At 56.6% G+C, this 24,531-nt stretch carries 20 protein-coding genes and 1 pseudogene; 3 read left to right on the forward strand and 18 right to left on the reverse strand.

All coding sequences use genetic code 11. From position 1 onward, the window contains the following. Nucleotides 1–67: 67 nt before the first annotated feature. The 3 genes and pseudogenes from QEP12_RS14320 to QEP12_RS14330 form a co-directional block, all read right to left on the reverse strand. The gene (locus tag QEP12_RS14320) at nt 68–901 is read right to left on the reverse strand and encodes an ABC transporter substrate-binding protein (protein ID WP_284214670.1); all 834 of its coding nucleotides are present in this window, start codon (nt 899–901) and stop codon (nt 68–70) included. 186 nt (nt 902–1,087) lie between these two features. Beyond that, nucleotides 1,088–2,089: a D-cysteine desulfhydrase family protein gene (locus QEP12_RS14325; RefSeq protein ID WP_284214671.1), complete on the reverse strand. Its 1,002-nt coding sequence runs from the start codon at nt 2,087–2,089 to the stop codon at nt 1,088–1,090. 159 nt (nt 2,090–2,248) lie between these two features. Next, nucleotides 2,249–2,485: pseudogene (locus QEP12_RS14330) on the reverse strand (IS21 family transposase); the annotation flags it as partial. Here QEP12_RS14330 and QEP12_RS14335 point away from each other — a divergent pair. Next, nucleotides 2,471–2,719 (forward strand): HGGxSTG domain-containing protein, encoded by a 249-nt coding sequence (locus tag QEP12_RS14335; protein ID WP_281355053.1) that lies wholly within the window; start codon nt 2,471–2,473, stop codon nt 2,717–2,719. The pseudogene QEP12_RS14330 and the gene QEP12_RS14335 sit on opposite strands and share 15 nt — an antisense overlap. A 222-nt stretch (nt 2,720–2,941) precedes the next feature. Here the strand turns inward: QEP12_RS14335 and QEP12_RS14340 are convergent, their stop codons facing one another. After that, nucleotides 2,942–3,202, reverse strand: coding sequence for a Rha family transcriptional regulator (locus QEP12_RS14340; RefSeq protein WP_284214672.1), 261 nt, complete (start codon nt 3,200–3,202; stop codon nt 2,942–2,944). Between the two features lie 63 nt (nt 3,203–3,265). Beyond that, on the reverse strand, nt 3,266–4,843 hold the full coding sequence (locus QEP12_RS14345; protein WP_284214673.1) for a bifunctional aminoglycoside phosphotransferase/ATP-binding protein: 1,578 nt from the start codon (nt 4,841–4,843) through the stop codon (nt 3,266–3,268). A 174-nt stretch (nt 4,844–5,017) separates the two neighbouring features. On the opposite strand from QEP12_RS14345, the gene QEP12_RS14350 reads away from it, so the two are divergent. Continuing rightward, nucleotides 5,018–6,226: an HNH endonuclease gene (locus tag QEP12_RS14350; protein ID WP_246254455.1), complete on the forward strand. Its 1,209-nt coding sequence runs from the start codon at nt 5,018–5,020 to the stop codon at nt 6,224–6,226. A 223-nt stretch (nt 6,227–6,449) separates the two neighbouring features. Here QEP12_RS14350 and QEP12_RS14355 read toward each other — a convergent pair whose 3' ends face one another. The 6 genes from QEP12_RS14355 to dctP all read right to left on the reverse strand — a co-directional run bounded on the left by QEP12_RS14355 (nt 6,450) and on the right by dctP (nt 13,039). Then, nucleotides 6,450–7,118: a glutathione S-transferase family protein gene (locus tag QEP12_RS14355; protein WP_284214683.1), complete on the reverse strand. Its 669-nt coding sequence runs from the start codon at nt 7,116–7,118 to the stop codon at nt 6,450–6,452. A 2-nt stretch (nt 7,119–7,120) separates the two neighbouring features. Continuing rightward, nucleotides 7,121–8,755: an AMP-binding protein gene (locus tag QEP12_RS14360; protein WP_284214674.1), complete on the reverse strand. Its 1,635-nt coding sequence runs from the start codon at nt 8,753–8,755 to the stop codon at nt 7,121–7,123. Nucleotides 8,756–8,783: 28 nt separating this feature from the next. Next, on the reverse strand, nt 8,784–10,061 hold the full coding sequence (locus tag QEP12_RS14365; RefSeq protein ID WP_284214675.1) for a hydroxymethylglutaryl-CoA reductase, degradative: 1,278 nt from the start codon (nt 10,059–10,061) through the stop codon (nt 8,784–8,786). Nucleotides 10,062–10,082: 21 nt separating this feature from the next. Then, entirely contained in the window at nt 10,083–11,399 is a 1,317-nt protein-coding gene (locus QEP12_RS14370) for a TRAP transporter large permease (protein ID WP_174864261.1), read from the reverse strand. Then, the gene (locus QEP12_RS14375; protein ID WP_174864262.1) at nt 11,396–11,923 is read right to left on the reverse strand and encodes a TRAP transporter small permease subunit; all 528 of its coding nucleotides are present in this window, start codon (nt 11,921–11,923) and stop codon (nt 11,396–11,398) included. The genes QEP12_RS14370 and QEP12_RS14375 overlap by 4 nt, the downstream gene beginning before the upstream one ends. 72 nt (nt 11,924–11,995) lie before the next feature. Beyond that, nucleotides 11,996–13,039: a TRAP transporter substrate-binding protein DctP gene (gene dctP / locus QEP12_RS14380; RefSeq protein ID WP_174864263.1), complete on the reverse strand. Its 1,044-nt coding sequence runs from the start codon at nt 13,037–13,039 to the stop codon at nt 11,996–11,998. A 214-nt stretch (nt 13,040–13,253) separates the two neighbouring features. Between dctP and QEP12_RS14385 the strand changes: the two genes are divergently transcribed. After that, complete coding sequence (locus QEP12_RS14385; protein ID WP_174864264.1) at nt 13,254–14,705, forward strand: aminotransferase-like domain-containing protein; 1,452 nt, start codon at nt 13,254–13,256, stop codon at nt 14,703–14,705. 51 nt (nt 14,706–14,756) lie between these two features. On the opposite strand, the gene QEP12_RS14390 is transcribed toward QEP12_RS14385, so the two are convergent. The 7 genes from QEP12_RS14390 to QEP12_RS14420 form a co-directional block, all read right to left on the reverse strand. After that, the gene (locus tag QEP12_RS14390; RefSeq protein WP_174864265.1) at nt 14,757–16,064 is read right to left on the reverse strand and encodes a type II toxin-antitoxin system HipA family toxin; all 1,308 of its coding nucleotides are present in this window, start codon (nt 16,062–16,064) and stop codon (nt 14,757–14,759) included. Beyond that, nucleotides 16,064–16,483, reverse strand: a complete 420-nt coding sequence (locus QEP12_RS14395; protein WP_174864266.1) for a helix-turn-helix domain-containing protein — start codon at nt 16,481–16,483, stop codon at nt 16,064–16,066. Before QEP12_RS14395 ends, QEP12_RS14390 begins: the two co-directional genes overlap by 1 nt. A 135-nt stretch (nt 16,484–16,618) precedes the next feature. Beyond that, nucleotides 16,619–17,920 carry a tyrosine-type recombinase/integrase gene (locus tag QEP12_RS14400; protein ID WP_174864267.1) on the reverse strand — a complete coding sequence of 434 codons (1,302 nt, stop codon included), beginning with the start codon at nt 17,918–17,920 and terminating at the stop codon, nt 16,619–16,621. A gap of 444 nt (nt 17,921–18,364) precedes the next feature. Beyond that, the gene (locus QEP12_RS14405) at nt 18,365–19,240 is read right to left on the reverse strand and encodes an alpha/beta hydrolase (RefSeq protein ID WP_284214678.1); all 876 of its coding nucleotides are present in this window, start codon (nt 19,238–19,240) and stop codon (nt 18,365–18,367) included. Between the two features lie 103 nt (nt 19,241–19,343). Then, nucleotides 19,344–22,556: a type I restriction endonuclease subunit R gene (locus tag QEP12_RS14410; RefSeq protein ID WP_284214679.1), complete on the reverse strand. Its 3,213-nt coding sequence runs from the start codon at nt 22,554–22,556 to the stop codon at nt 19,344–19,346. Between the two features lie 59 nt (nt 22,557–22,615). Continuing rightward, the gene (locus QEP12_RS14415; protein WP_284214680.1) at nt 22,616–23,674 is read right to left on the reverse strand and encodes a Fic family protein; all 1,059 of its coding nucleotides are present in this window, start codon (nt 23,672–23,674) and stop codon (nt 22,616–22,618) included. Nucleotides 23,675–23,797: 123 nt separating this feature from the next. Then, a partial coding sequence (locus QEP12_RS14420; protein ID WP_431308093.1) for a 5-methylcytosine restriction system specificity protein McrC occupies nt 23,798–24,531 on the reverse strand: 734 nt, incomplete at its 5' end.

A 24,531-nucleotide genomic window follows, 5' to 3' on the forward strand; every position in this document is an offset into this window, starting at 1 on the left:
CGCTGAAAGCGCGGAACTGCAGGCACCGCCGCCCATCACGAAGATGCAACAGCGGTGCTTTCAGCTATCAATCGATCTTGTCGGACTCAATCTTGAACTCGCGCTTGGGCATCTTCAGCGCGCTTTGCTGGCCAAACCACTGCTCGTACAAGGCTTCAGCCTTGCCGCTGGCTTCCAGTTCGCGCAGGGCCTCATCCACCACCTTCTTCAGGTTAGCTTCACCCTTTTTGATACCCAAGGCCAAAGGTTCCACGGCCAAGTTGGTGGGCAAGATCTTGTAGTCGCTGCGCTTGTCACCAATCTGGTTCAAAGAACGGGCCAAGCTGGCATCTTCATTCACATAACCCACGGCCTTGCCTTGTTGCAGGGCCACGAAGGCTTGGGGCGATGTGTCAAACGTGATGATGTTGGCGCTAGGCACCGCTTTGCGCATATTCACTTCCATGGAACTGCCCTTGGCAGTCACCACGCGCTTGCCCGCCAGTTCTGGCACATCGTTGATGCCGCTGTTCTTGCGCACCAGCACCTTGGTGCCAGTCACAAAGGTGGTCAGCGAAAAGTCGATCTGTGCTTCGCGCTCTTTGCTGTGCGTCAGCGAAGCGGCCAGCAAGTCGATGTGGCCTTGCTGCAGTTCAGGAATGCGTGCGGCAATCGTGATTTGCTTGAAAACGGGTTTGACGCCCAGCTTGGCCGCTACGGCCTTGCCCAAATCCACGTCGTAGCCCACCAGCTCACGGGTTTTGGGGTCGATAAAGCTCATGGGCTCATCGGTGCCCAACACGCCCACCACCAGCTCACCCTTTTTCTTGATGTCATCGATCTGGTCGGCATGCGCCACACCGTTGACCATCATCAAGCTGGCGGCACTGGCCACCGCTGCAATCCACAAACGTCGCTTCATTCGTTGTACTCCTGATTACTGAAATTGCCCTTTGGCTTTTTTCCTGGGAAATGGAAAAACTTTAGTTGGACCTAATGAACGCTCCCGCCCCACGAGCGCAAACACTCTATCAGTGCTTGATCACTAGTCACAGTTAATACTGTGCGCGCTTGAGCATCACACCTAACGCAAAGTGCGAAGCAGGCACTATGCCAGTATTGCTGTAGCACCCACTTCGGGATAAACCGACATAGCTGCTGCACCTCCTGTATGCAAAAACACCACGCTGCGCGCGCCGTGCAGGAGACCGCCTGCTGCGCAAGCTGCCAGCAGACCAGCAAAGCCCTTGCCGCTATACACAGGGTCGAGCAGCACACCTTCCTGGCGCGCTGCCAATTCGAGCGCTTGATAGGTTGCAGCATTCGGTACGCCGTAGTGCGGGCCTTTAAAGGCTTCATCGACAATCAGAGGTACCCTGCGCGCCACCTCTGTGGGCAACCCTAGCAAGGCAGACGCTTCATCCAGTGCCTTGCCCACACGTTTTTCTGCCAAGGCGTAGTCAGGGCTGACGCTAACGCCATAAATCTGTCCGCTCCACTGCATCAGCGCTGCACCAAGCATCAAACCAGCTTGCGTGCCGCCGCTGCCCGTGGCCAGCACCACGGCGTCCAGTGGTTCCCCCAGTGCATGCATCTGGGTGGCGATTTCGGCAAATGCACTGGCATAGCCCAGCGCCCCTATGCCGTTGGAGCCTCCCATGGGAATCAAATAGGGTTTAGCGCCCTGCCCAGCCAAATCCTGGGCCAGTTGCGCGCATAGCGCATCGGAATCACTGTCGCCAGGCACCACCTGCACATGCGCCCCCAGCAATCGGCACAACTGGATATTGCCTAGCCGCGCGTAATCGGCCTGGCGGTCTGGCACAGCGTCTGATAGCACCAAGTGCACCTTCAATCCTGCTACTGCCCCCGCTGCCGCGACCTGGCGTGCATGGTTGGACTGCAGCGCGCCCTGGCTGATCAGGGTATCGCAACCCTGCGCCATCGCATCGCCCAGCAGTACTTCCAGCTTCCGCGTCTTATTACCCCCGGTGGCCAGCCCGGTGCAATCATCGCGTTTGATCCAGATGCGGGGGCCTCCAACATAAGATGTGATGCGCTGCAATGGCTGCAAAGGCGTGGGCATGTGACCAAGGGAAAAGCGTGGCATGGCAGCCAGACGTTGCAAAGCTTGACTGACGGAAAGAGATGGGGACGAAGAAAGCGACATACAAGAAAACAGCAAAGGGAAACAAAAAAGCGTATAGCCCTCACCCTCGGGCTCCTACACAATTATTAATTGGAACACTTCCCAGTTTGCGCATCAATCCTTGGTGCGCACACCTGCAATGACAGCCCAATCCTCGCTCCAATCAAACTGGAAGGCTTTTCCAGCGCCGAAGATCAGGGGCACAAAAACGCCTGGCCCTGATGTCTGCTCAGCCACATGACACTGAGCCTTCCACACTCTGGAAAAGGCAGCGACACGGTTGTAGGAGCCGGTATAGCCCAGCGCCTGCAAGTCCAGAAACATCTGCTTGATCATGCGCCGCTGCTTGCGAGAGCGGTTAGCCAACCCCACACACCATCCCTCCTCTACAGCAACTGCTGCGGCGCAAAAACACGCAAAGGCACCCTTTGCAAAAGCAAAGTGCTGTATCGCGGCGGACGCTGCAAGCTGCACGGCGGCTTTTCAACGGGTCCGAAAACCCAGCGCAGCAAAGCTGCGAATCGGCGCAACGGCAAAAAAGGCGGACGCCCCAAGAAGAACCGACAAGTCACCCCTAAAACCGACACATAAAACCCAAGCCCATGTGAACCTGACAAAACAGAACATGCCATGCACTTGATGTTGCAGCAGACAGAACTTGGGAAGATGATTGCTTCAAAGGTTCGGATAAGTAGCGATCCACGTATTCCCCCCATGCATTGCTACCTCAGCTACTCAGGAGGCAGGCACAGTGCTTGGGCCATGGTCTGCGGTACGGCGGGGGCTTGCTTGGCTTCCAGCTCCTGCCAACGGTCAATGACCCGTGCACGGTGCACGGTGCTCGTCGCTGTACCCGGACACCACCAAATGCGTGTCACGCTCGATCAGGTCGTAAACATCAATCGGTCGGCCCCCAGTTTCCTCGCGCCGGGTTTTACGACTTGACCGTAAAAGCCCCTTCGTGAACAAACGCTCAATGGTGGCAACCACATCGTTGTGGCGCGCATCCACTAAATCCGCAATCTCCTGGCTGCTCATGGTCAGTGGCGCTGCTGGATTCATCCGCTCGGTCATTGCTCAGCTCCTTTCTGCCACTGATTCAAAAGCAGTCCCGCGCAACCGACAGGCATCAAGGCATCAGTCCATGGTGGGCAGCAACGCGACCCAGTCCACGGGGTGAGAGGTGTCCACGCGGATGGCCAGCGCTTGCTCGGTAGCGTCCAGTGGCTCACGGCACTTCAGTTGTGCCTCCAACACTGCCAGCGTGGCTTCGGAGGCGTTGCCGCCTTTGCGCAGGCGGCGCTCTACGCGCTCGCGCAGCACATCCAGCGGGGCATCAAAACTCAGGATGCGGCACGGCACTTGCTTCTGCACCGCCAGCGCCACAAACTGCGCCCTGTGCGCATGCGACAAAAAGGTGGCATCGACCAACACCGGATACCCTGCGCTCAGGACTTGGGCGGCCAGCACGGTCAGATGGTCATAGGTGCGCTGGGTCGCATCTGGTGTGTAGATGCCACCGGGCACAACGCCTGCGCTGGCAGCAGTGGGTGCCAAGCCGAACAGCCGCTTGCGCTCCACATCGGCGCGCAGGCGGACCACGCCACGCTCGGCGGATAGGCGTGCGCTGTGATGGCTTTTACCTGAGCCTGATACGCCGTGCGCCAGCAGCAACCAACGCGCGCGCGGTTGGCGCAACTGCTGTGCCAACGCCAGGTAGCGTTGCACCTGTGCCAAGCTGTCGGCACGCGTAGCCTCATCGCCCGCCTGTGCCAGCCGCAGACCCGCGACCATGGCGCGCACGAGGGCACGGTATACCGCGTACCAAGGCAACAGCGCCAGCGCAGCATAATCGCCCGTGTGCTCCAGCCAGCCGTTCAAGAACTGCCATGCCAGATCAGGCCGGCCCTGCGCCTGCAAGTCCATGAACAAAAAGGCGATATCGGCCACCGTGTCTATCCAGCGTAGCGCCTGGCTAAACTCGATGGCGTCAAACAGCTGCGGCTGGCCGCTAATCAGCAGCAGATTGCCGAGGTGTAGGTCGCCATGGCATTCGCGCACAAAGCCGCTGATCTTGCGCTGGGTCAACAACGGCGCTAAGCGCTGGCCCTCGTGCTGTGTCCAGCGCTGCAAATCAGCCAAGCGGGCACGGTCGGTATCAGGTAACAGCACGCTGGCTAGACTGTCGAAGTTGGCCTGCGCCTGCTGGCGCACCAGCGTGGAGCTTCCCCAGTCGCGGCCTGCGGGGGCCACACAAGCACGGGCATGCAAGTGCGCAACCTGCTGTGCCAGCGTGTCCAGGTGGGCACTGGTGAGCGTGCCAGCGGCCAACTGCTGGGCCAGCAACTGGTCGTCGGCAAAGCGCTGCATTTGCACGCCGTAGTCCAGCACCTCTGTGCCCTGCTGCACCACGTCCAGCGGCACTAGGCGCGGCTGCTGAACTGGCCCGAGCACGGCGACCACCGCCTCGTACATGCCGGGCGCCGTACGGCGGTTGATGCGCAGCTCTTCTAGGCAGGCGGCACGGCGCTGGTCCAAGGTGCTGAAATCCAAAAATCCTAGGCTCAAAGGCTTCTTGAACTTGTAGGCACGGCTGCCAGCCAGCAGCACCCAGGAGATATGGGTTTGCAGGCACTGCGCGTCATCCCCTAGGGCAGCGGGATTGTGCAAAAGTGCCACAAGCCAGGCAGGTTGATCGCAAATAACTGGTGACATGGGGACTCCAAAGTGGATAAATGACTACTTTGGTCATCAGCAGCCAATCGCAATTCTGCGTTGAACGACCGCAACCAGTCGAGGCGGAGTAAAAACACTGCCTTGACGATTGCTCAAATTTAAAATCTTGGCATCTGTATTGAGGTCGATCCCATATGAAGCACTTCATCGAAGGTGAATGTCGAGATCACTCTGCTGCCAGAGTGCCAGGATGACTTCGTTATGGCCAGCTCAGCTGGATGTGGAACTGCAACAAAGGAGGACCAATTGGTATTGCCTGATGTGGAGCTAGCAGTGCTTGAGGATGCTCTTCGGCGGTTCGATGCTGAATTGCGGGTACAGAAAGAATGGAGCGGGTGGGAGACCAGTGCAGCTCAGAAGTTTGCTCTGATCCATGATGGACTTCGGTATCCCCCTAAGAAGATCATCTCAATGGCGACCGGTGTGCCGGTGGGCGAGTTTTCGGGTGGACGTCAATCGAACGAGTACCTCAAGCATCGTGGCTTCGAGATCGTCGCCATTGAGCATGCGGCAAGTGGACCGAATGAGGCCCCGAGCTTTGTGGTCGGAAAGATCTATGACCGCTGGCCGGACATCAATGTGCCTTACGGCGGCAGTCGCCAGAGCGGTATTTCTCCTTCTAATCAAACTCCGGCGATATTCTTGTTCACTGGCAACTCGGGTGAGCAATACGGTTATCGCGATGCATTTGATGCAGATGGCGTGTTTTCGTACACCGGCGAGGGGCAAGTCGGTGACATGCAACTCACCAAGGGAAACTTCTCGATCACCAACCATGCCCGAGACGGCCGCGCACTGCATTTGTTCGAGTCCCTCGGGAAGGGCAAGGGCCAGAAATACATCGGGGAGTTCACCTATGTGAACCACAGCATCCAACGTGGCCCAGACCGAGATGGGAATGATCGGCAGATCATCGTGTTCCATTTGGTCCCGGTAGGCAGAGAGACCGATGATGTGCCACCAGAGGAGATCGACGCCCCCCCCTTAAGTGCATCGTTGATGGACCTAGCAGAAGCTCGCAAACGAGCTCTATCGGCATTTGGCGCCAATGAGGGAAGCGGTGGCAAGGAGGCCAAGAGAAAGCTGTATGCCCGAAGCAAAGCCGTTAAGGACTATGTGCTCCTGCGGTCGCGCGGTGAGTGCGAGTCTTGTCACGAGCCTGCGCCATTCAAGCGGGTCGATGGCAGCCCTTACCTGGAGCCCCACCATACAACCCGCGTCTCGGATGGGGGGCTAGACCACCCACGATTCGTTGGTGCAATCTGCCCAACCTGCCATCGCGAGATTCACCACGGCCTCGATGGCAAGCGACGCAATGCCGAGCTGACCGAATACCTAGCCGACATCGAGCCTTTCACCTGAAGCCCAATCGATGCTAGACAAGACGATCCGCGTTGCGGCAGCCGTAATCTGTCAAGATCGGCGGGTTGAGGCGAGCTTCTTATGGAGCATGCTTCAAGTAACACAGGCTCTGTTGCGCAAATCAATTGAGGTGAGCACCCAAAAATTGATTTGCAACAACGGCCTATTTTTTGGAGTGCAGAAGTCAGTCTGCACGGATTTGACAGCTTGCCGCAAACTGAGGTCATGGACGGATTTGGGGAGAAGGCGTTGGCGATATTCCTTGTCTCAATGCAGCTTGTTCTTCGATTTTTAAGGCATTGACAAACGCCGGGCGCTGCTGCATTCGCTGCCAGTAATCAGCGGCCCCAGCCGGAAAGCTTGGCTCCATCCCTAAATGGCTAGCTAGCTGTAAAGCATACGTAACGGCAACATCTGCGGCAGTAAACCGCTCTCCACATAAAAATTGGCCATGCGTAAAATTATTGTCTACTGCTTTCAATCGCGCTAGGAACCAACGCTGATAGTCTTCCGCAACTTGAGGTTGCAAGCGCTCCGCAGACTCGAAGAAGCGGTAGCGCAACACAAGCGTCTGCGGAAAGGTTAACGTTGCATCACTCATGTGAAGCCAGTTCAAATAGCGTCCAAATTCAGGGTCATCTGGAGGAACGTCAAGCTGTCCGTTGCCATAGCGCCTAACCAGATACTCACAGATGGCTGCGGATTCCGTCAGACGCACGTCGCCGTCCAGCAATAAGGGCACCGTGCCCAGCGGGTTGACCGTCAGATAGTCTCGCGCCAACACCCTTGGTGGGAACGGCAGCATGTGGAGTTCATAGGGCAGATTCAACTCCTCCAGCATCCACAAACAACGGAAAGAGCGTGCACTGACACAGTGATAGAGATGCAGCATGTTCATGTACGTTTTTTCAGCGAGCGCAGGTCATGAATACCCTGCAGAGTGCGGGGGTCCATCCCCTGTTCAAAGATGCGGTGCTTCTGGATTTTCTGGGTGCCCGTGGTCGGAATCTCCGCTGCAAACCACATCCATCCTGGCGCCTTGTAGTACGCAAGATTGCTGTGGCAAAAATCGAAAATCTCCCGGGCCACCGATGCCTGATCTTGGTAGACAGCATCTTCTGCCAGCACCACGCAGGCCAGTACCTCCTCTTCCCGCACTTCGTCGGTCACGGCCATCACGGCCGCGCTTCGCACCTGCGGGTGTGTGAGGAGCAGGGCTTCCACTTCCGCGGCAGCAATGTTCTCGCCCGAGCGACGGATGATGTTTTTCCTGCGGTCCATGAAATGGAACATGCCGTCCGCATGCCGTACCACCACATCGCCGGTGTGGAACCACCCGCCACGCCAGGCATCCTCGGTAGCACGTTCGTTGTCCAGGTAGCCGCTGAAGAAGTGCCTGCGCGGCTGCTCCGCGCTGTAGCGGATCACGAGCTCGCCCGGCGTGCCGTCAGGAACAAAGTCGCCGCATTCGTCCATGACCGCAGCATCAAGTCCTGGGCTCTCCTTGCCGAAGGCGCGCGTTCCTACCTGACGCGGTTCGTGGCAGTCGCACAGCGGACGCACCATCTCCGTCATGCCCCAGATCTCCAGCAGCGGAAAACCATAGCGTTGCTCGAACACAGCATGCAACTGAGGCTCAACACCGGCGCCCAGACCGAAACGGACGCTGTGCCGACGCTCCAATGTGCTGTCTGGCTGGTTAAGCAGCATGGGCACAACCACACCCAGATAGTGGATGATGGTGGCTTTGGTGTCGCACACCTCCTGCCAGAAGCGGCTGGGCTGGAACCTGTCTGTCTGTATCTGCGCCCCACCAGTGAGCAGCATGCAGTACAGCGAAAGAATTGAGGCATTGACGTGAAAAAGCGGCAGTGGGTTGTAAAGCCGGTCCCCACCCTCCTCGATTCGAGCCAGCCCGCCCAGCGTGGCATACCACTGGCCAGCAGCCAGTTCATAGGCATTCGAAAGCACGCAGCCCTTGGGCTGCCCCGTAGTGCCGGAGGTGTAGAGAATACTCGCCGCAGTTTCGGCACTGACGACTCCTGCCTCTGCTGCTCTGGGTGCCGGTGGCAGCGCCTGCTGCGACCAGTCCTCTAGAGCGATCCTAGGTACCTGCTGCTGTGCTTCGTCCAGTGCGCACTGGATTTGCGCGGATCGGGATTCGAGGGCGACAATCAGATCGACTCGGGAGTGCTCAATCAGGTAAACCAGTTCGCGCGTGCGATAGTCCGGGTTGATGGGCACACAACACGCGCCAATCGCATTGATGGCCAGCTTGTGCAGCACGTGCTCGAGCCTGTTTTCGAGCAGCAGCGCAATCCGGTGGCCGAGCCCATATCCTGCGGCGCGATAGGCATGCACCAGTGTGTGGACCTCATCCAACGCCTGCGCATAGGTGATCTCCCGCCCAGCCTTGTCGTAACTGCGGTTGGGGTTGGGTGGCACGACCAGAAAGGCACGGTCTGCGTAACGTTGTGCTGCCGCACGAAACGCCTCAATGATGGTTGTATTGTCGTCAATGTCGATCATGGGAAGTTCCTTTCCAATCCATGCGGCATCACGCCGAACGCAGCTTCTGCAACTCGACCTCTGCAACATCAAGGCGCACGGCAGCCTGCGCCACCAGACTCCGAGCCACCCGGTCGATCTCGTCACCCACGGCACCAGCCATCATGGCGATGTTCTGGGCGTGCAAGGCCATGTGCCCCTTCTGGATGCCTGTCGTGGCCAGAGCCTTCATGGCGGAAAAATTCTGGGCCAGCCCCACGGCCGCAATCGTGCGAGCCAGCTCCGAGGCTGTCTGCACCTGGAGTACCTTCAAGGCGATCTTGGCCGTCGGGTGCAGCTTGGTCGCGCCACCGACCAGCCCCACCGCCATAGGTAGCTCGATCGATCCGCACAGGTCTCCGTCCGCATTGACCTCCCAGTGGGTTAGGCTGCCATAATGGCCTTTACGCGCCGCATAGGCGTGGGCACCTGCCTCCACAGCGCGCGTGTCGTTGCCTGTCGCGAGGACAACGGCGCTGATGCCATTCATGATCCCCTTGTTGTGCGTGGCAGCGCGATAGGGGTCGCAGTTCGCAAAGTGATAGGCACTGACCATGGCATCACGCACCTCGGCGCCACCGATATCCTGCATGCGCCACACGCAACGTGCACGCGCCAACCGCCGGTCTGCAAGGTTGGACAGAATCCTCAGATTGGTCCTGCCCCCTGTCCAGGATGCGATCATCGGCGCCAGCTTTTCAGCCATTGAATTGACGGCGTTCGCACCCATGGCATCACGCGTATCCACGATCAGGTGAGTGATCACCATGGCTCCGGCAGGCGTGTCCAGCAGACGCACTTCCAGATCATGAAAACCGCCGCCCATCTTGAGTAGCACGGGGTCGGTGGCATTGCACAGTTCAGCTACTTCGTCCCGGCGCTCCAGGATCTGCTGGCGCGCAAAGGCCGGATTGGGCACACCCGCGAGCTGGATCTGGGCGATCATCGAAGACCCGGACATGGATGTCGTGAAACCGCCGTGGTCATAGCACTGGCGCGCGGCATTGCAGACCGCCGCTACGACAGAGGACTCCTCCGTGGCCATGGGAATCAGCCGGTCCACGCCGTCGATGCGCATGTTGGTGGCGATGCCAATCGGGATGTTCATCGTACCAACCGCGTTCTCGATCAGCCTGTCGGCCATCTCGGCTGGCAGGTTGCCCGTGTTGCGCAGGTGTGCCTGCTCCTCGGCGGTCAGCTGGCAGCAACTCGCAAGCGTCTCCACGCGTTCGGGGAAGCCCTGTTTGTGGAAACCGGAAATGCGGCTGCTGAATGCAGGTGTTTTCATATGTGTGTCTCCAGGGGCGGCTCAGTGGCCGGACATCATGCGAGGCAGGAAGGTGATGAGGTCGGGCAGCAGCGCACACAGCAGCAGTCCCACGAACTGCAGCAGAAAGAACGGCAGGATTCCCTTGTAGACAGCCCCCATGGTGATGTGCGGGGGCAGCGTGCCCTTAATGTAGAAAAGCGTGTAGCCGAACGGCGGGCTGATATAGCCCATCTGAATCGTGATGGCATACAGCACCCCGAACCAGATCTCGTCGAACCCCAGCATGCGCACGATGGGCAGAAAGACCGGGACGGTCAGCAAAATGATGCCCAGCTCATCCAAGACCGTACCCAGAAAGACGAGCAACAGCATCATCATGGCAAGCACCACCCAGCGGTTCACCTCAAGGCTCTGGATGAAGTTCAGTAGTGTGTCCGCCCCACCCAGCCCTGTGAAGATGGCAACATAGGCTTTGGCACCCAGTGTGATCCACAGAATCATGGATGTGGCCCTGAGCGCATCAACGCCGGCACTGCGTAGCAACTCAAAATTTAGGCGCCTGCGCCAGACGGCCGGTATCAGCGCCCCAGCCACACCAACCGCGGCGGACTCCGTTGGAGTGGCAATACCGAAGAAGATGGACCCCAGGATCATCACGATCAACAGACTGGGAAAAACTAGGGACTTAAGGGCGACAAGTTTCTGCCGCAACGAGGCTCTCGGCTGCGAAGTATCCAGCGGCACCCATTCCGGTTTCAGCCAGCTTACGACCACGATATAGGTGATGTACAGCGCTGCAAGGATGAGGCCGGGCACGATGCCGGCAATCAGCATCTGGCCAATCGAAACCTGTGCCGTCACTGCATAGACGATAGTCAGCACCGAGGGCGGAATCAGAATGCCCAAAGTACCCGAAGCGCAGATCGTGCCAAGCGCGAGCTCGGGCTTGTAGCCCCGCCGTAGCATTTCGGGCAGCGCCAGAATACCCATGGCCGTCACGGCTGCACCGACCACGCCGGTCATGGCGGCCATGATCACGCAGATGATCACAGTACCGACGGCCAGCCCGCCCCGCAAGCGCCCGAACCAGATCTCCATGGCGCGGTAGAGCTCCTCAATAACTCCTGAGCGCTGAAGGATGCAGGCCATGAGGATGAACAGAGGAATTGCCAGCAACGCCTCTGACTTCATCGTGTCGTAGATCTGCAGCACAAGCACAATGACAGCGCCTGGGTTCCACAGCGTCACGGTGAAAATCAGCGACAGCCCGCCCAGCACAAAGGCAATCGGCAGTCCGGTGAGCATAAACATGGTCAGGCCACCGAACATCAGAATCAAAATCATGTTGGAGCTCATTGCTGCCCCCCTTCCTCGGAGCAAGCAACAGTGGGCTCATAGACCACGCGCAGAAATTCGATAATGGCCTGCAGCATCATCAGAGCCAGTGCCATCGGCACGAAGGCCTTGATGGGCCACACGGGCGGGTTCCAAGCTGAGAAGCTCGTCTCCTTGTACTCCCAGGAGCTCCATGCGCTGGGTACGCTGAAGTACAGCAAGATTGCGCAAAAAATCACGATCATGGGGTAGTTGACTAGGTCCATACGCCGCTGCCACAGTGGGCTCAGGCGCTGGCGCACCACATCAAGGGCAACGTGTCCCTTGAGGTGCAGCAGGTACGGGCCACCCAGCAGAAAATAGGGGCCAAAAAGCAGGACAGCCAGCTCCATCCCCCAAGTGGTCGGGGCATTGAAAAAGTAGCGCGCTATCACTTCGTAAAGCATCACTGGGACGACGACGGCCATGATCCAAACTGCGGCCTTGAACAGGGCGCGGTTGATGGCGGTTATGGCGGCCGCAGAGACAGAAAGCCAATGTGGCATGGCAGATCTCCAGGCAAATGAGGGGCTGCCGTGCCGTTAGGCAACGGCACGGTGGGAGCAAAGCAAGGTGGCTTACAGCAGACCCAGGTCCTTCATGAACGTGCTCTGGCTATCCAGGATCTTGGTGGCTAGCGCATCACCCTTGGTCGCCGTCTTCCAGGCCTCCAGAGCCTTGGGACGTGCTGCCTTGATTTCGTCAGCGGGCATGTAGATGATTTCGCAACCCTTGGCCTTGTATTTACCCAGCGCCACTGCATCATTCACCAGCAGGTGCTGACGGAATGCACCCGAAACCTCACGCGCTGCAACCGCCAGTGCTGCCTTGAAATCGGCAGGCAGCTTGTCGTAGGCACCTTTGTTGGCCACATAGCTTGTAGCAGTTGTTGGCTGGTGAAAACCGGGCAAGATGACATACTTAGCAACTTCTGCCAAACCGGAGTCGAAGTTGGAGAGCAGATCACCACGGTCCGCAAAATCAACGACGCCCTTATCCAGTGCGGAGTACACCTCACCTGTAGGCATCGTGGTCACTGCAACACCCATGGCGCCCATGACGGTGGAAGCCAGCCCGACAAAACGTCCTTTCTTGCCCTTCAGATCGCTCATTTTCCGAATGGCAACCTTGGAGTGCAGCGGCTCCTGACCATATACGGTGGGAGCTACATAGAACATGCCTGCAGCGGCATAAGCTTGGCGCGCCAGCTCCAGCCCCCCACGCTCATAGAACCAGGCTTCGTACTGGTCACTTTCTGGGAAGCCGAAGGGAATGGTGCTGGTGAATGCAAGCGATGGGATCTTTCCAGCCTCATAACCGTCAAAAGTCTTCATCATTTCGAAGGCACCGCCACGCACAGCATCGAATGCCTGCGCAGGAGGTGCAATCTGTCCGGCCGAGAAGAGATTTATCTTGAAGCGACCACCCGTTAGCTCAGCCACACGGGCGACGAATTTCTCTTCAAACTTCTGAGCGGTAGTCCCTCCATCCCACAGAGTTTGCATGCGCCACGTCGTGGTGCTTTGGGCACGAGCAATAGCGGGAGCTATGGCTGCAGCCGCAATGCTGCTTGCTACACCAGCCCTAAGTGCATTGCGGCGCGAAAAATTGCCTGCATTCATTGTCTTGTCTCCTAGTTATTTCACATCCCCTGCTATAGCTGCAGCGGTTGAAGTGTGCGCAGGCTCTATGTCCTTTGTGCACAAGAAAATTCTAGGAAGATTGCCAAGCAACTATAGGTACGGTTGAAGGCATACATAGAAAACTGTACCTATGGCAATTTAGGTACGGTTCGTGTTCACTTCTACATACCATTGATTTACATTGGATTTTTTCATGAACACCAGAGAACACAGCTACAAAGTTGAAGCATTAGTGTCTTCCCTGATGGGGGCAATTGAGCGTCATGAATTACCAGCAGGTGAAAAAATCCTATCGATACGCTCAGCTGCCGAACACTGGTCCGTGAGCCGGAATACCGTGGTAGATGCGTATGGCAGATTAGAAGCTCGCGGCTATATTCAAGCCAAGCTTGGCTCGGGGTATTACGTGCGGGAAACTCAAAAGCAGCCCACACAAGTGACGCAGTCCAATTTCACGGCAGCTGTAGATGTTCTGTCTTTACTGCGCGAACAGGTTAATTCCCGTAATGCTCTGCGCGTCGGGGATGGACGTCCTCCAGCCCACTGGATGGAGACAGCAGATGTATGGGCACAGGTGAGAAAGACCGATCTGCGGGATTTGCTAGACGCAGAGCGTGGCTATGGAGATCCCGCAGGTTTTGAGCCATTACGCAGAATGCTGGCAAGAGCGCTAGAAGAAAGAGGTATTTCTGCACCACCCCAGCAGATACTTATGACATATGGTGCCAACCATGCTTTGGATCTGATTGTTCGACACCTACTCACTGCAGGCGATAAAGCATTAGTGGATGCACCCGGTTACTACCCACTGTTTGCCAAACTCAAGCTTTCTGGCACTGAAATGCTGGATGTACCACGCTTGCCCGATGGCCCAGATCTTGAAGTCTTGGAGCGACTGCTGATGGAGCACAAGCCCAAGGTTTATTTCATTCAATCGCTGGCACACAACCCAACGGGAAGTTCGATAAGCTTGGTCAAGGCACATAAGGTGCTGCAACTGGCCGCCAAGCACAATGTATGGGTCGTAGAAGATGATGCGTTTGCAGAACTGCTCGATCCCAGCATCCCAAGACTCGCTTCTCTGGACCAGTTAGAACGCGTCTTTTATGTCAGCACTTTTTCCAAGACGCTTTCTGCAGGCCTGCGCGTGGGCTATATCGCTGGCCCGCGTCCGCAAGTGGCGGAACTCTGCGAATTGAAAATGCTGACCATCATTGCGTCCTCCGATTTCTCCGAAAGAATTCTTTTTGAGCTGCTCAGTACAGGTCACTATAAAAAGCACATCACCAAACTGCAACAACGCACCCAAGAAGCATCCAAACAGTCGGCCCGCGTAATGCAGCAGTTGGGCCTCAAAGTCCATCCGCACATCGAGCACAGTTTTTATCACTGGGTGGAGTTACCCTCTTCCTGCTCAGAGTTCGAACTTGCACGTTCGGCAGCCCAACACGGTATCTTCCTAGCTCCAGGTTCGGTTTTCTATCCGAACCGTATCTCGCCGAATCCCTCAATGCGTGTGAACATTGCATATGCAGGAGATGCAAAATTAAAAAACTTCTTAGGAAAGCTGCTTTTAGGTACCTGCGAGACCGGCAGTTGCACATCAGACACACTCATGGTGCCAAACTTGCAACTCCAGAGGTAATAGCAGGCCTCAGAGCAACCGTTCCGCCTGCACATAACAGCCCTGCCCTCATCAATCAGGTACCGCAAAAAAACGGTGTGCTTGCGCACGTGCTCCGTCGTAGATTTGCTTCGCCATACTCGGTGACACACTAGGATGCAGGTCAGCATCGACCCGCTCAATCGCGGTGTCCAACTGCGCCAGCATCTCCAGCAGCGCGGGCCACAGACCCTCAACCCGCGTCCACTCTGCCAAAGCCTTCCAGTGCCGACGCTGGATTTTTTGCAGGTGGTAGTGGCGGCTTTGGGTCCCTGGAACAGCCATGGCCATCTTGGCTTTCTGCCAAGCAATCTTTCCGTGCCCATGGCCTATTACCGGCCATGCCGACAACACGTCATACAACGGCGTCGCGATATAGCCCCCGCCAGGTTGCATAAAGATGGAGAAGTTTTTGGCGTGTCCGTCGATTGCACCCAAAAGCCAAAACGCCAACTGCGCCATGACAAAACGTGCGCAATCTTGCGCAGACGCTTGGCTCTTGCTCAATACTTGCAAACATTGTGCGATCCCAGGGCCACCGTCCGCCTCGTACTTCTGTGTGCTGGCAACCCCCAGCGACTGGCATAAATCTTCTTGCGGCAAACGTGCCAACCAGCCATCTGGTGTCCATGCCCGATCAAAGCGCTCGACACACAGCACCGTGTGCGGGCCAAAAGTTTCAATGCTGCAGTTCGCTACCGGTAATCCCAGCGCTTTAAGCAATTGATTGCACAACCACTCGTTTTGTACCGACTGTGTGAAATCAAACTCAGTCCCCGGCACCAAACCGATGTTGGGCTTGAGTATGTGGGTCGTGGGCGTAGCACCTTCGGGCACGTACCACTGCGAGTCCACGCGCAGCAGCGCTGTTTTCTCTTGTGCGCCAGCAATGGAAATCCGAAAGTCGAAATCCGTATCCAAGCTACCAAACGAAGCCCCCAAAGAACTCAAGTGTGTGCTGATCGCGGCTTCATCCAATTGCTGGCCACGGATTTGATCAAAGCCATCAGGCTCAACACCCTCGGGCAGTAATTGCACGGCCCCCACGCAATCGCGACCGATCGCTTCTAGCAAGGTAAACACGTCCGACTTGCGCAGCCCGTACCGCTGCCTAATGCGCTTGCGAATGTCGGTGCTGTCAGGCAATAGGTTGTCAAAAAAGTTCTCGACCACATCGCCAGTGACACGCAGGTCAGGCGTAAATGGCAGCGACAGCGACAAAGGGCGCACATGTTCGCTCGCCAGCCAGTCTGGGTCGTATACTAGACTGTGCGCGCCCGTGCGCGAGATCTCCCAGCGACCTACACGCAAACCGTTCATCCAAATACCGAGCGCGCGCATTACCAACGCCCTTGTGGCTTGTGACTCTGCCAGCCATCTGCAAGTACCGTGTGTTTCAGCGGCTGTGCGCTCTGCCTTGGCTCAAGGTGCTTTGCTGGCGCTGCCTGGCTGACTACTAACTTCGACGGCTTGTTTTGTTGCGTAGGTTCAGCCGCTTGCGCTGAAGCAGGTGCTGCGCCGGAGAGAGCAGCCTCTGTGGGCAGCGTCTGGACCCGCACCACCAACTGGGCCCCCAACAACTCGAGGATGGCCATCATCTGCCCCACGCTGACTGCGGAAGGATCCTTCTCAATCGCGGCGATTCTGGATTGCGTGACTTGGAGCAAGCTCGCCAATGTGGCCTGGCTCATGCCTTTGGCCTTACGCAGCGACTTCAGGTGCAAACCCAGGTGCTGCGGAAAATTCAGTACGTAGTCCATCTCACCCCCACAGCCAAAATCATTTCAAAGTGATAAATGCAAATTATCACTTTAATGTGATTTTTGCAAGTTATCACTCTAGAGTGATACTTATAAACCTGGCGGTAGAACCTCACCCCGTGGCAACCAAGTGGATCACTTCACGATGCGCAACCTGGCCGCCTCCTGAAGCGCTTCAAATTGGACGTTGGCCAGCTCCAGGATGCACGCTTCGATGCGCTGCGCAAACGGCCGCAACGCGTCGATACTGCGCGGTCGATAGCCCTCTGCCGTCGCGCTAGGCTTGTGCCCCATGATCTGTGCAATCGCACCGGCAGGTGCGCCTGCGGCTTCCCCCAGCAACGAAAACGAGCGACGCAAGCCGTGGAATGTCAAATGACCAATTCCAGCACTGCGTAGCGCCTGGGCATGACTTGCGCGGGCGTCAATGATGCGCCCCGCTTTACCAGTACTGGCAAACACATACGTACCGACACGCGGTAAACGCATTAGTAGTTGGGCCAAATACGGTGTCAGCGGAATTACGCGCACCTCATCCACCTTGTCAGCCAAGGTCAGCTTGCTCCAGCGGAAATCCACCTGCTGCCACGTCAAAGCGGCAACCTCTTCGCGACGAGCTCCTGTCAGAAGCAACGTTCTTAAATAAGCACTGGCGGTTTGGTTGGACAACTGCTCGACTCCACTCCACCAACTTTGCACCTGCGCCGCCTCCAATGCATCGGTACGCCGAACACTCGTAGGCAAACTTTCTACAATCGCAGGGGCTTTACCTGCATCGCGGTCCACCAGGGCTCGATATTTGGGCTGAGCAGCACACCAGCGTAGAAAACCACGAAACATCATGAGCGCACGGGTGGCCTGGTGCCTTCCGCTTTGTGCTTCTCGGTCAAACCACGTTTTTAGAGAATCTTCGTCAATCGAGACCAAGGGCATAGCAAGCAACGGATACACCGGTCCAGGCCGTGTCAGCCCAGTGCCCCGCTTTTTCGGAATGCCGCCTGCCGACGCCACGCTTTTCAGATCTTCCAGATAGCGAGGCTTCCAAGCCTCTTTGCGCTTCGGCCTCCCCGTTTCTAGGTAAACAGACCACAAATCACCCACCGTCACCGCGCGGGCCGCTTCCTCCGCCTGCCGTTCCTGGGCTTCGGCCAACGCCCGGCGTTTTTGCTCACGGGGATCTTTGCCTTCATCAATCTGGCGCTGCAACTCGCGAGCCTTGGCTTGGGCTTCGGGAATCCGCCAAGCATCAGGACTGCCAATCGTGATGCGAATGTCTTTGCCCGCATAACTGCCCTGGAAAACATAAGAAGGCTTGCCATTGGGTGTCGCGCGCAACCCCAGCCCTGGGGACGTAGAGTCCCACAGGAAGGCTTGCTTTTTGTCCGGCAGACACTTGAAAGCTTGGATGCGTGCGGCAGTGAATGCGACCTTCGACATGGGACTCCTCGGAACGGTCTTACATCGTCAGGATGTAAGGGCGGATGTAAGACTTTTTGGTGAATTTGGATCAATTTAGATCAACGCAACTGCTTAAAATTTGATCAATAAAATTAAGCAACTTGTTGTTTTTATTGTATTTATCAACCAAACTCAACACAAGCGAATTTTAGCAACCGTTCATTCGTAATGAGAAGGTCGCGTGTTCGATTCATGTCTCCGGCACCAAGTAAATAAAGAAAAGCCCGCTACGTAAAAAGTAGCGGGCTTTTTCTCTTTTTGCTCTGTGTAGCCACTGTGTAGCCAGCAGTACATAATTTTCGAACTATTGGCACCTGCTGGCGGTACAAGCTTCGTTTTCACATCTTGATTCTGGCAAGCGTCACATGCGTCACACATGCCACAAGCCTTATTCCTAAGGACATCACAAGGTGATATCCAGACTTACTTACCCGCCTGCACCTGCGGGCGCTGCACAGTACTAAACACATACTTCAGGCTATCGCCCAAGGTTGTCTCCCACACCATCCACTCGTGCTTGCCATTCACAATGCGCAATTCCGCAGGTTGCTTGGCCTTACGCAACTGTGAATACAGCAAAGTGGCATCTGCCTCGATGGCAAATTCATCATCGTCGCCAGAGTTGATGTACATCGGCACCTTGATACCCTTGGCCAAGAAAGCATCCATTAGCGCAGGATAGTTGTATTGCTGCCAGACATTCTTGCTGTATGCACCATCCGTATTCGGCTCAGCGAACACTTTGACATGTCGGGCAGAAGAATCTGCCGGAGGCTCTGGGTTGTAGATGGCTGGTGAGAGTAAAGCTGCAGCCTGAAATTTCTCGGGGTACTTCAACACAAAGCGAATCGCACCATAGCCACCCATTGATAAGCCACCAATGACACGGCCTTCGCGTGCATTGATGGTGCGGTACGTCTTCTCAACGTGCGGCATCAAATCCTCGATGAATGCCGTCTCCATCTTCTCCTTCAGATCCACATACCAGTTGGTATTGGCATCAGGCATGATGAAGATTGCTGGCGGAATCTGGCCCTTCGCAACCAATTCATCGACCGTGCTTTGCATCTTCCCCTTCACGTGCCAGTCATTGCGGTTGCCGCCATTGCCGTGCAACAGGTACATGACGGGGTAACGTACATTGGTGTTCTCTGCATACCCCGTGGGCAAATAGACGTTGTAAGTCAACGCTCTGCCCAGTGCTGGACTCTTGACCTCTGCAGACAGAACTTCACTGGCAACCGCACTAAAGCTAAAGCTTGCTGCCAAGATGGCTGCAGCGGGGAAAATTACTTTCATAAGCACTTGGTGTCTCCTTGTATTGAGTGCCCATAAATTATTTACATCCACCTCTGCTTTCGTTGTCACCAAGGTTCAGCAGCCTCAGTGCTCCACGCATTGGCTACGCCCAGCTCTCCCCCAATGCCTTCGCTTGCTCCAGCACCATCTCTACCGCGCTCTCCGCAGAATCTGGAGGGTACTTGTATTTCTTCAGCACGCGCTTGACCATCAGACGCAAGCGGGCTCGCACACTTTCGCGCTCGGCCCAGTCCACGGTCACGTTTTTGCGCAGGTTGTCGGTCAGCTCTTGGGCAATCTTTTTGAGAATTTCGTCGCTCAGTTCACGCACCGCAGATTCGTTCTCAATCAGCGCTTCGTAGAACTTCACCTCGTCTTCGCTCAAGCCCAGCACCTCGCCGCGCCGCGAGGCTTCGCGGAACTTCTTGGCCATCTCGACCAGCTCTTCCATCACCTGCGAAGACTCAATGCTGCGGTTTTGGTAGCGGGTCACCACATTGCCCAGCAGTTCGGAGAACTTCTTTTGCTGGACCACATTGGTGGCAAAGCGGGATTTGATTTCCCCTTCCAGCAGACGCTCCAGCAGCTCCACCGCCAAGTTGCGCTCGGGTAGGTTCTTCACCTGCGCCAAGAATTCATCATCCAGCAGCCCAATATTGGGCTTATCCAGGCCCACAGCAGCGAAGATGTCCACCACATCCTCACTCACCACAGCTTGGTTGATGATTTGCCGGATGGCCACATCCTTGGCTTCATCAGACAGTTTTTTCTTGCTGGCGTCGCGCTTGGTCAGTATCACTTTGATGGCCTGCATAAAGGCCACCTCATCACGCAGCTCCTTGGCCTCGTCTAGCGTACAGCACAGGCTGAAGGCCTGACTTAGTGCCAAGGTGTTGTCGCAAAATCGCTTTTTACCGTCACGCTCGCCACCGGGTTTGGAGGGTGGCAGGCCCAGCACATGGTCAGCACCTGCTTTGAGCGATTTGTAGCCATCCGTGCGAAAGCCACTCCAATCGCAGCCATGAAGCAGGGCTTTGAGCACATCCAGCTTTTCCAGCATGACCGCCAATGCTTCATGAGCATCCACGGTGGGTTTGCCACGGCCTTTGCTGGCGGTGTACTCCTTCATAGCAGCTTTGAGCTCATTGCCAATGCCCAAATAGTCCACCACCAGACCGCCCTGCTTGTCCTTGAACACGCGGTTCACCCGCGCAATGGCTTGCATCAGGTTGTGCCCCTTCATGGGCTTGTCGATGTACATGGTGTGCACGCATGGCGCATCAAAGCCGGTGAGCCACATGTCCCGCACGATGACCAGCTTGAGCGAGTCATGCGGGTCTTTAAACCGCTTTTCCAGGCGCTTTTTAATGGCAGCGCCGTAGATGTGCGGGCGCAGCAGCGCTTTGTCGCTGGCACTGCCCGTCATTACTATCTTGATGGCGCCGTGCTCAGGGTCATCGCTGTGCCAGTCAGGGCGCAGTTTGACGATGGCGTCATAGAGGTGCACGCAAATATCACGGCTCATGGCAACCACCATGGCCTTGCCACGGTTGGCGGCATCGCGGGCTTCAAAGTGGGTCACGATGTCCAGCGCCACGCTGTCAATGCGTGACTGCGTGCCCACCACTTTTTCTAGCGCAGCCCATTTGCTCTTGGACTTGGCTTGCTGGTCTTCTTCCTCGTCTTCGGCCAGTTCATCGACTTCATCATCGAGCAGCGGCAGCACCTCATCGTTGAGTTTGAGCTTGGCCAAGCGGCTTTCGTAGTAGATGGGCACCGTGGCGCCATCTTCCTTGGCCTGCTGCATGTCGTAGATGTGGATATGGCTGCCAAACACCGCTTCGGTGTTTTTGTCGCTGCTGCTCACCGGTGTACCGGTAAAGGCTACAAAGGTGGCTTGGGGCAGCGCATCGCGCAGGTGCTGGGCATAGCCTGCTTGGTAGGTCAGCACTTCTTTTTCTGAAGGCGCAAACTGCGCTTGCTGCGCCACCGGCTGGCCATCCGTAGTCAATGGCGGACTGGATTCAGCCGTGGGGTACTTGGCTTTGCGAATTTTCAGCTTGGCGGCAAAGCCGTACTGCGTGCGGTGGGCCTCGTCGGCCAGCACCACAATATTGCTGCGCTCTGACAGCACGGGGAAGGTGTCCTCATCCTCGCCCGGCATAAACTTTTGAATGGTGGCAAAGATGATGCCACCCGAAGGCCGGTTGGCCAGCACTTGGCGCAGCTCTTGGCGCTTGTGGGCTTGCACGGGCTGCTCGCGCAGCAGGTCTTGGGCCAGGCTAAACACGCCAAACAATTGGCCGTCCAAATCATTGCGGTCGGTTATCACCACAATCGTTGGGTTCTGCAGCTTGGGCTCTTGCAGCACGCGGGCCGCAAAGCACGTCATGGTGATGCTCTTGCCCGAGCCCTGCGTGTGCCACACCACACCGCCTTTGCCACGCACCGTAGCAGCCGCGTCTTTGCTGGCCGCCTCCAGCACACGGGCAATCGCTGCGCGCACCGCGTGGTACTGGTGGTAGCCCGCCACCTTCTTCACCAAGCGGCCATCGTCTTCAAACAGTACGCAGTAGCGCAGATAGTCCAGCAAAATCTCCGGGGCCAGCACGCCGCGAATCAGTGTTTCCAGCTCGCCAAACTCGCCCAGTGGGTCAATGTTCACCCCATCAATCGTGCGCCACTGCATATAGCGCTCACGGTCGGCAGAAAGCGACCCTATGCGCGCCTCAGCGCCATCGCTAATCACCAGCAGTTCATTGGTGCGGAACAGCTCGGGAATTTGCTCCTTGTACGTCTCTATCTGGTCATAAGCCATCCAGATATCGGCATGGAGGTCAGCAGGGTTCTTCAGCTCAATCACCACCAGTGGCAAGCCATTCACAAACAGCACAATGTCGGGCCTGCGCGTGTGGTGCTGGCCCTTCACGCTGAACTGGTTCACCGCCCAGAACTGGTTGTTGGCAACGTTGCCCCAGTCCACCAGCTTGGCAAAGTCGCCACGGGTTTCCCCATCCACTTGGTAGCTCACCGGCACACCATTGACCAGCAGCTTATGAAATGCACGGTTGGAGGGCAGCAGTGCAGGCACACCCAAATCCATCACCTGGGATAAGGCATCGTCTCGCGCGGCTTGAGGGATATGCGGGTTCAGGCGCTGCAGGGCTTCGCGCAGATTGTCTTGCAGCACCACTTGCTGGTAATTGCTGCGCAGCGGGTTGTCACCATCGGGTGCAATGTCCAGACCATAACGAACGGTGTATCCCACCTCCGCCAGCCATTGCAAGGTTTCTTGTTCGAGTTGGTCTTCGGTCATTGCACGCTCCCTCGTGTCCTGTGTTGTATCTCTGTCGCTGGCTTAGTCACGCAAGTAGGCTAGGGGGCCATCAAGATACGTGTCAACGCATGGTTGATGTAGTAATTGCTGCGGCCAATCTTCTGCTTTTCCAGAAAGCCTGACTCGGTAAGCGCTTCCAGATACTTGGTGGCTGTCAGCCTTGAGACCTTCAGGTCCTTCTGCAAAAACTCAATCTTGGTGTATGGGTGCATGAACAAGCTGTTGATGAGGTCTTGGCTGTAGAACTTGTGCTGGTCTCGGATGCGGTGCTTGTAGTCAAGCAGGGCGTCGCGAATGGCAATCACCGTTTTTACCGTCTGCTGGGCGGTTTGCTCTACAGCATCCAGCATATACAGCACCCAGTCTTCCCAGGCATCGTGGTCACGCACGGCTTGCAGCAGGCGGTAATAGTCGGCCTTGGTGCGCACGATATGGCGGCTCAGGTACAGCACCGGAATGTCCAGCAGCCCCTCTTTGACCAGATACAGCACATTCAAAATACGCCCCGTGCGACCATTGCCGTCATAGAAAGGGTGAATGCTCTCAAACTGGTGATGAATCAGTGCCATTTTGATGAGCGGGTCCACAAGCACAGCATCGGGGTCGTTGATAGCCTGCTCCAGGTCACGCATCAGCGCCACAATCGCATCCGGCTCCTGTGGTGGCGTGTACACGGTACGTCCTGCACCATCTTTCAAGGCCGTGCCGGGCAGCTTGCGAAAACCCGCATGGTTGCGCTCCAGCTCCCGCTGAATGTCAATCAGATGGTTCGCAGTGAGTAGTCCCGTCTCCCTGACCAATCGGAAGCCCGTATACAAAGCCTGTCGATAACTCAGCACCTCCTTGCTGGCAGCGGACATCTGGCTCTCAGGCGACAAATCGTCCTTGAACAGCTCATCGTGCGTAGTCACGATGTTCTCAATCTCCGAGCTGTCCTTCGCTTCTTGCAAACCAAGGGTGTTGATGAGAATGCCTTGGTTGGGGATAGACGCAGCAATACCCTTGAGCTCTGCCAGTTTGCGGCTGGCGCTGGCCAGCTTCTTCAGAATGGGGGCGGTGTCAAAGCGTTCTGGCTGTAAAGCGGAAAGATTTTGCATCCCAAGGACATGTATAGAAAACTTAGATTTTTATACATAAGCTGCAGGACTTGTATAGAAAAGTGCAAATACTGCACATTTCAGCCCCCTGTGTGGTGAACATGCATAGCAAACAACGGATTGCTATGCATGTGAACTGACGACACTGTCGGTCATGTTCTCCGCCCAGCCATGTCCAAGTGCTAACAGCTGCCGCTCAAACACCTCTGCAGAGCCCATCAAATCAATGGTCTTAAACCGCAGCCGATGCCCTTGCATGTCCACATAGGCATCCACGGCCTCACCACAATGCGGGTGCAGCAGCATGCCCTCGCTGCGCCAGCCTCGCCCCAAGGTGGCAGCTTCCTGCGTGCGCAAATAGGCATAGAGCTGGTACAGGTAGCCACTGCGCAGCATCTGCTCCTTGTACTGTGACGAGGTGAAGATGTGGGTGAACTTGGTATCAATCACCAGCTTGCGCTTGCTGGCAGGGTGTAGCAGCTCGATATCCGTCGTCATACCCGGCAAGTGGTCCCGTAGGCCTTCGGATAACTGCTCCACCGGCCAACTCAGCTTGCGCCCACTCAGCACTTGCCAGCCCAAGGGCTGGAGCTGAATTCGCAAAGCATTGCCTACCGCTTTTTCAAACAAGCGGCGCACCAGGTGCGCATCAGCATCTGCCACCACGGCATGTGACTGGCCCATTTCCTCACTGGGGATAAAAGCCTCAAACACCATCTTGGCAAGGCCCACCATCAGCAGGTCAGCAGTTTCATTGCGACTGACTTGGTCTGTCGCCATTTCGGCGCGCGAGGGCTTGTGGCTGGACTGAATCGCACCGGGTTTGGTGGAGGCTAGTTTGTTGAAGTGCAGGCGTG

The organism is Comamonas jiangduensis, assembly GCF_030162955.1.
GTDB lineage: Bacteria > Pseudomonadota > Gammaproteobacteria > Burkholderiales > Burkholderiaceae_C > Comamonas > Comamonas jiangduensis.

Bases quoted from the DNA above. Each gene is read 5' to 3' on its own strand.
- QEP12_RS14320 (WP_284214670.1), bottom strand. From the start codon at position 901: ATGAAGCGACGTTTGTGGATTGCAGCGGTGGCCAGTGCCGCCAGCTTG.
- QEP12_RS14325 (WP_284214671.1), bottom strand. From the start codon at position 2,089: ATGCCACGCTTTTCCCTTGGTCACATGCCCACGCCTTTGCAGCCATTG.
- QEP12_RS14340 (WP_284214672.1), bottom strand. From the start codon at position 3,202: ATGACCGAGCGGATGAATCCAGCAGCGCCACTGACCATGAGCAGCCAG.
- QEP12_RS14345 (WP_284214673.1), bottom strand. From the start codon at position 4,843: ATGTCACCAGTTATTTGCGATCAACCTGCCTGGCTTGTGGCACTTTTG.
- QEP12_RS14355 (WP_284214683.1), bottom strand. From the start codon at position 7,118: ATGCTGCATCTCTATCACTGTGTCAGTGCACGCTCTTTCCGTTGTTTG.
- QEP12_RS14360 (WP_284214674.1), bottom strand. From the start codon at position 8,755: ATGATCGACATTGACGACAATACAACCATCATTGAGGCGTTTCGTGCG.
- QEP12_RS14365 (WP_284214675.1), bottom strand. From the start codon at position 10,061: ATGAAAACACCTGCATTCAGCAGCCGCATTTCCGGTTTCCACAAACAG.
- QEP12_RS14370 (WP_174864261.1), bottom strand. From the start codon at position 11,399: ATGAGCTCCAACATGATTTTGATTCTGATGTTCGGTGGCCTGACCATG.
- QEP12_RS14375 (WP_174864262.1), bottom strand. From the start codon at position 11,923: ATGCCACATTGGCTTTCTGTCTCTGCGGCCGCCATAACCGCCATCAAC.
- dctP (WP_174864263.1), bottom strand. From the start codon at position 13,039: ATGAATGCAGGCAATTTTTCGCGCCGCAATGCACTTAGGGCTGGTGTA.
- QEP12_RS14385 (WP_174864264.1), top strand. From the start codon at position 13,254: ATGAACACCAGAGAACACAGCTACAAAGTTGAAGCATTAGTGTCTTCC.
- QEP12_RS14390 (WP_174864265.1), bottom strand. From the start codon at position 16,064: ATGCGCGCGCTCGGTATTTGGATGAACGGTTTGCGTGTAGGTCGCTGG.
- QEP12_RS14395 (WP_174864266.1), bottom strand. From the start codon at position 16,483: ATGGACTACGTACTGAATTTTCCGCAGCACCTGGGTTTGCACCTGAAG.
- QEP12_RS14400 (WP_174864267.1), bottom strand. From the start codon at position 17,920: ATGTCGAAGGTCGCATTCACTGCCGCACGCATCCAAGCTTTCAAGTGT.
- QEP12_RS14405 (WP_284214678.1), bottom strand. From the start codon at position 19,240: ATGAAAGTAATTTTCCCCGCTGCAGCCATCTTGGCAGCAAGCTTTAGC.
- QEP12_RS14410 (WP_284214679.1), bottom strand. From the start codon at position 22,556: ATGACCGAAGACCAACTCGAACAAGAAACCTTGCAATGGCTGGCGGAG.
- QEP12_RS14415 (WP_284214680.1), bottom strand. From the start codon at position 23,674: ATGCAAAATCTTTCCGCTTTACAGCCAGAACGCTTTGACACCGCCCCC.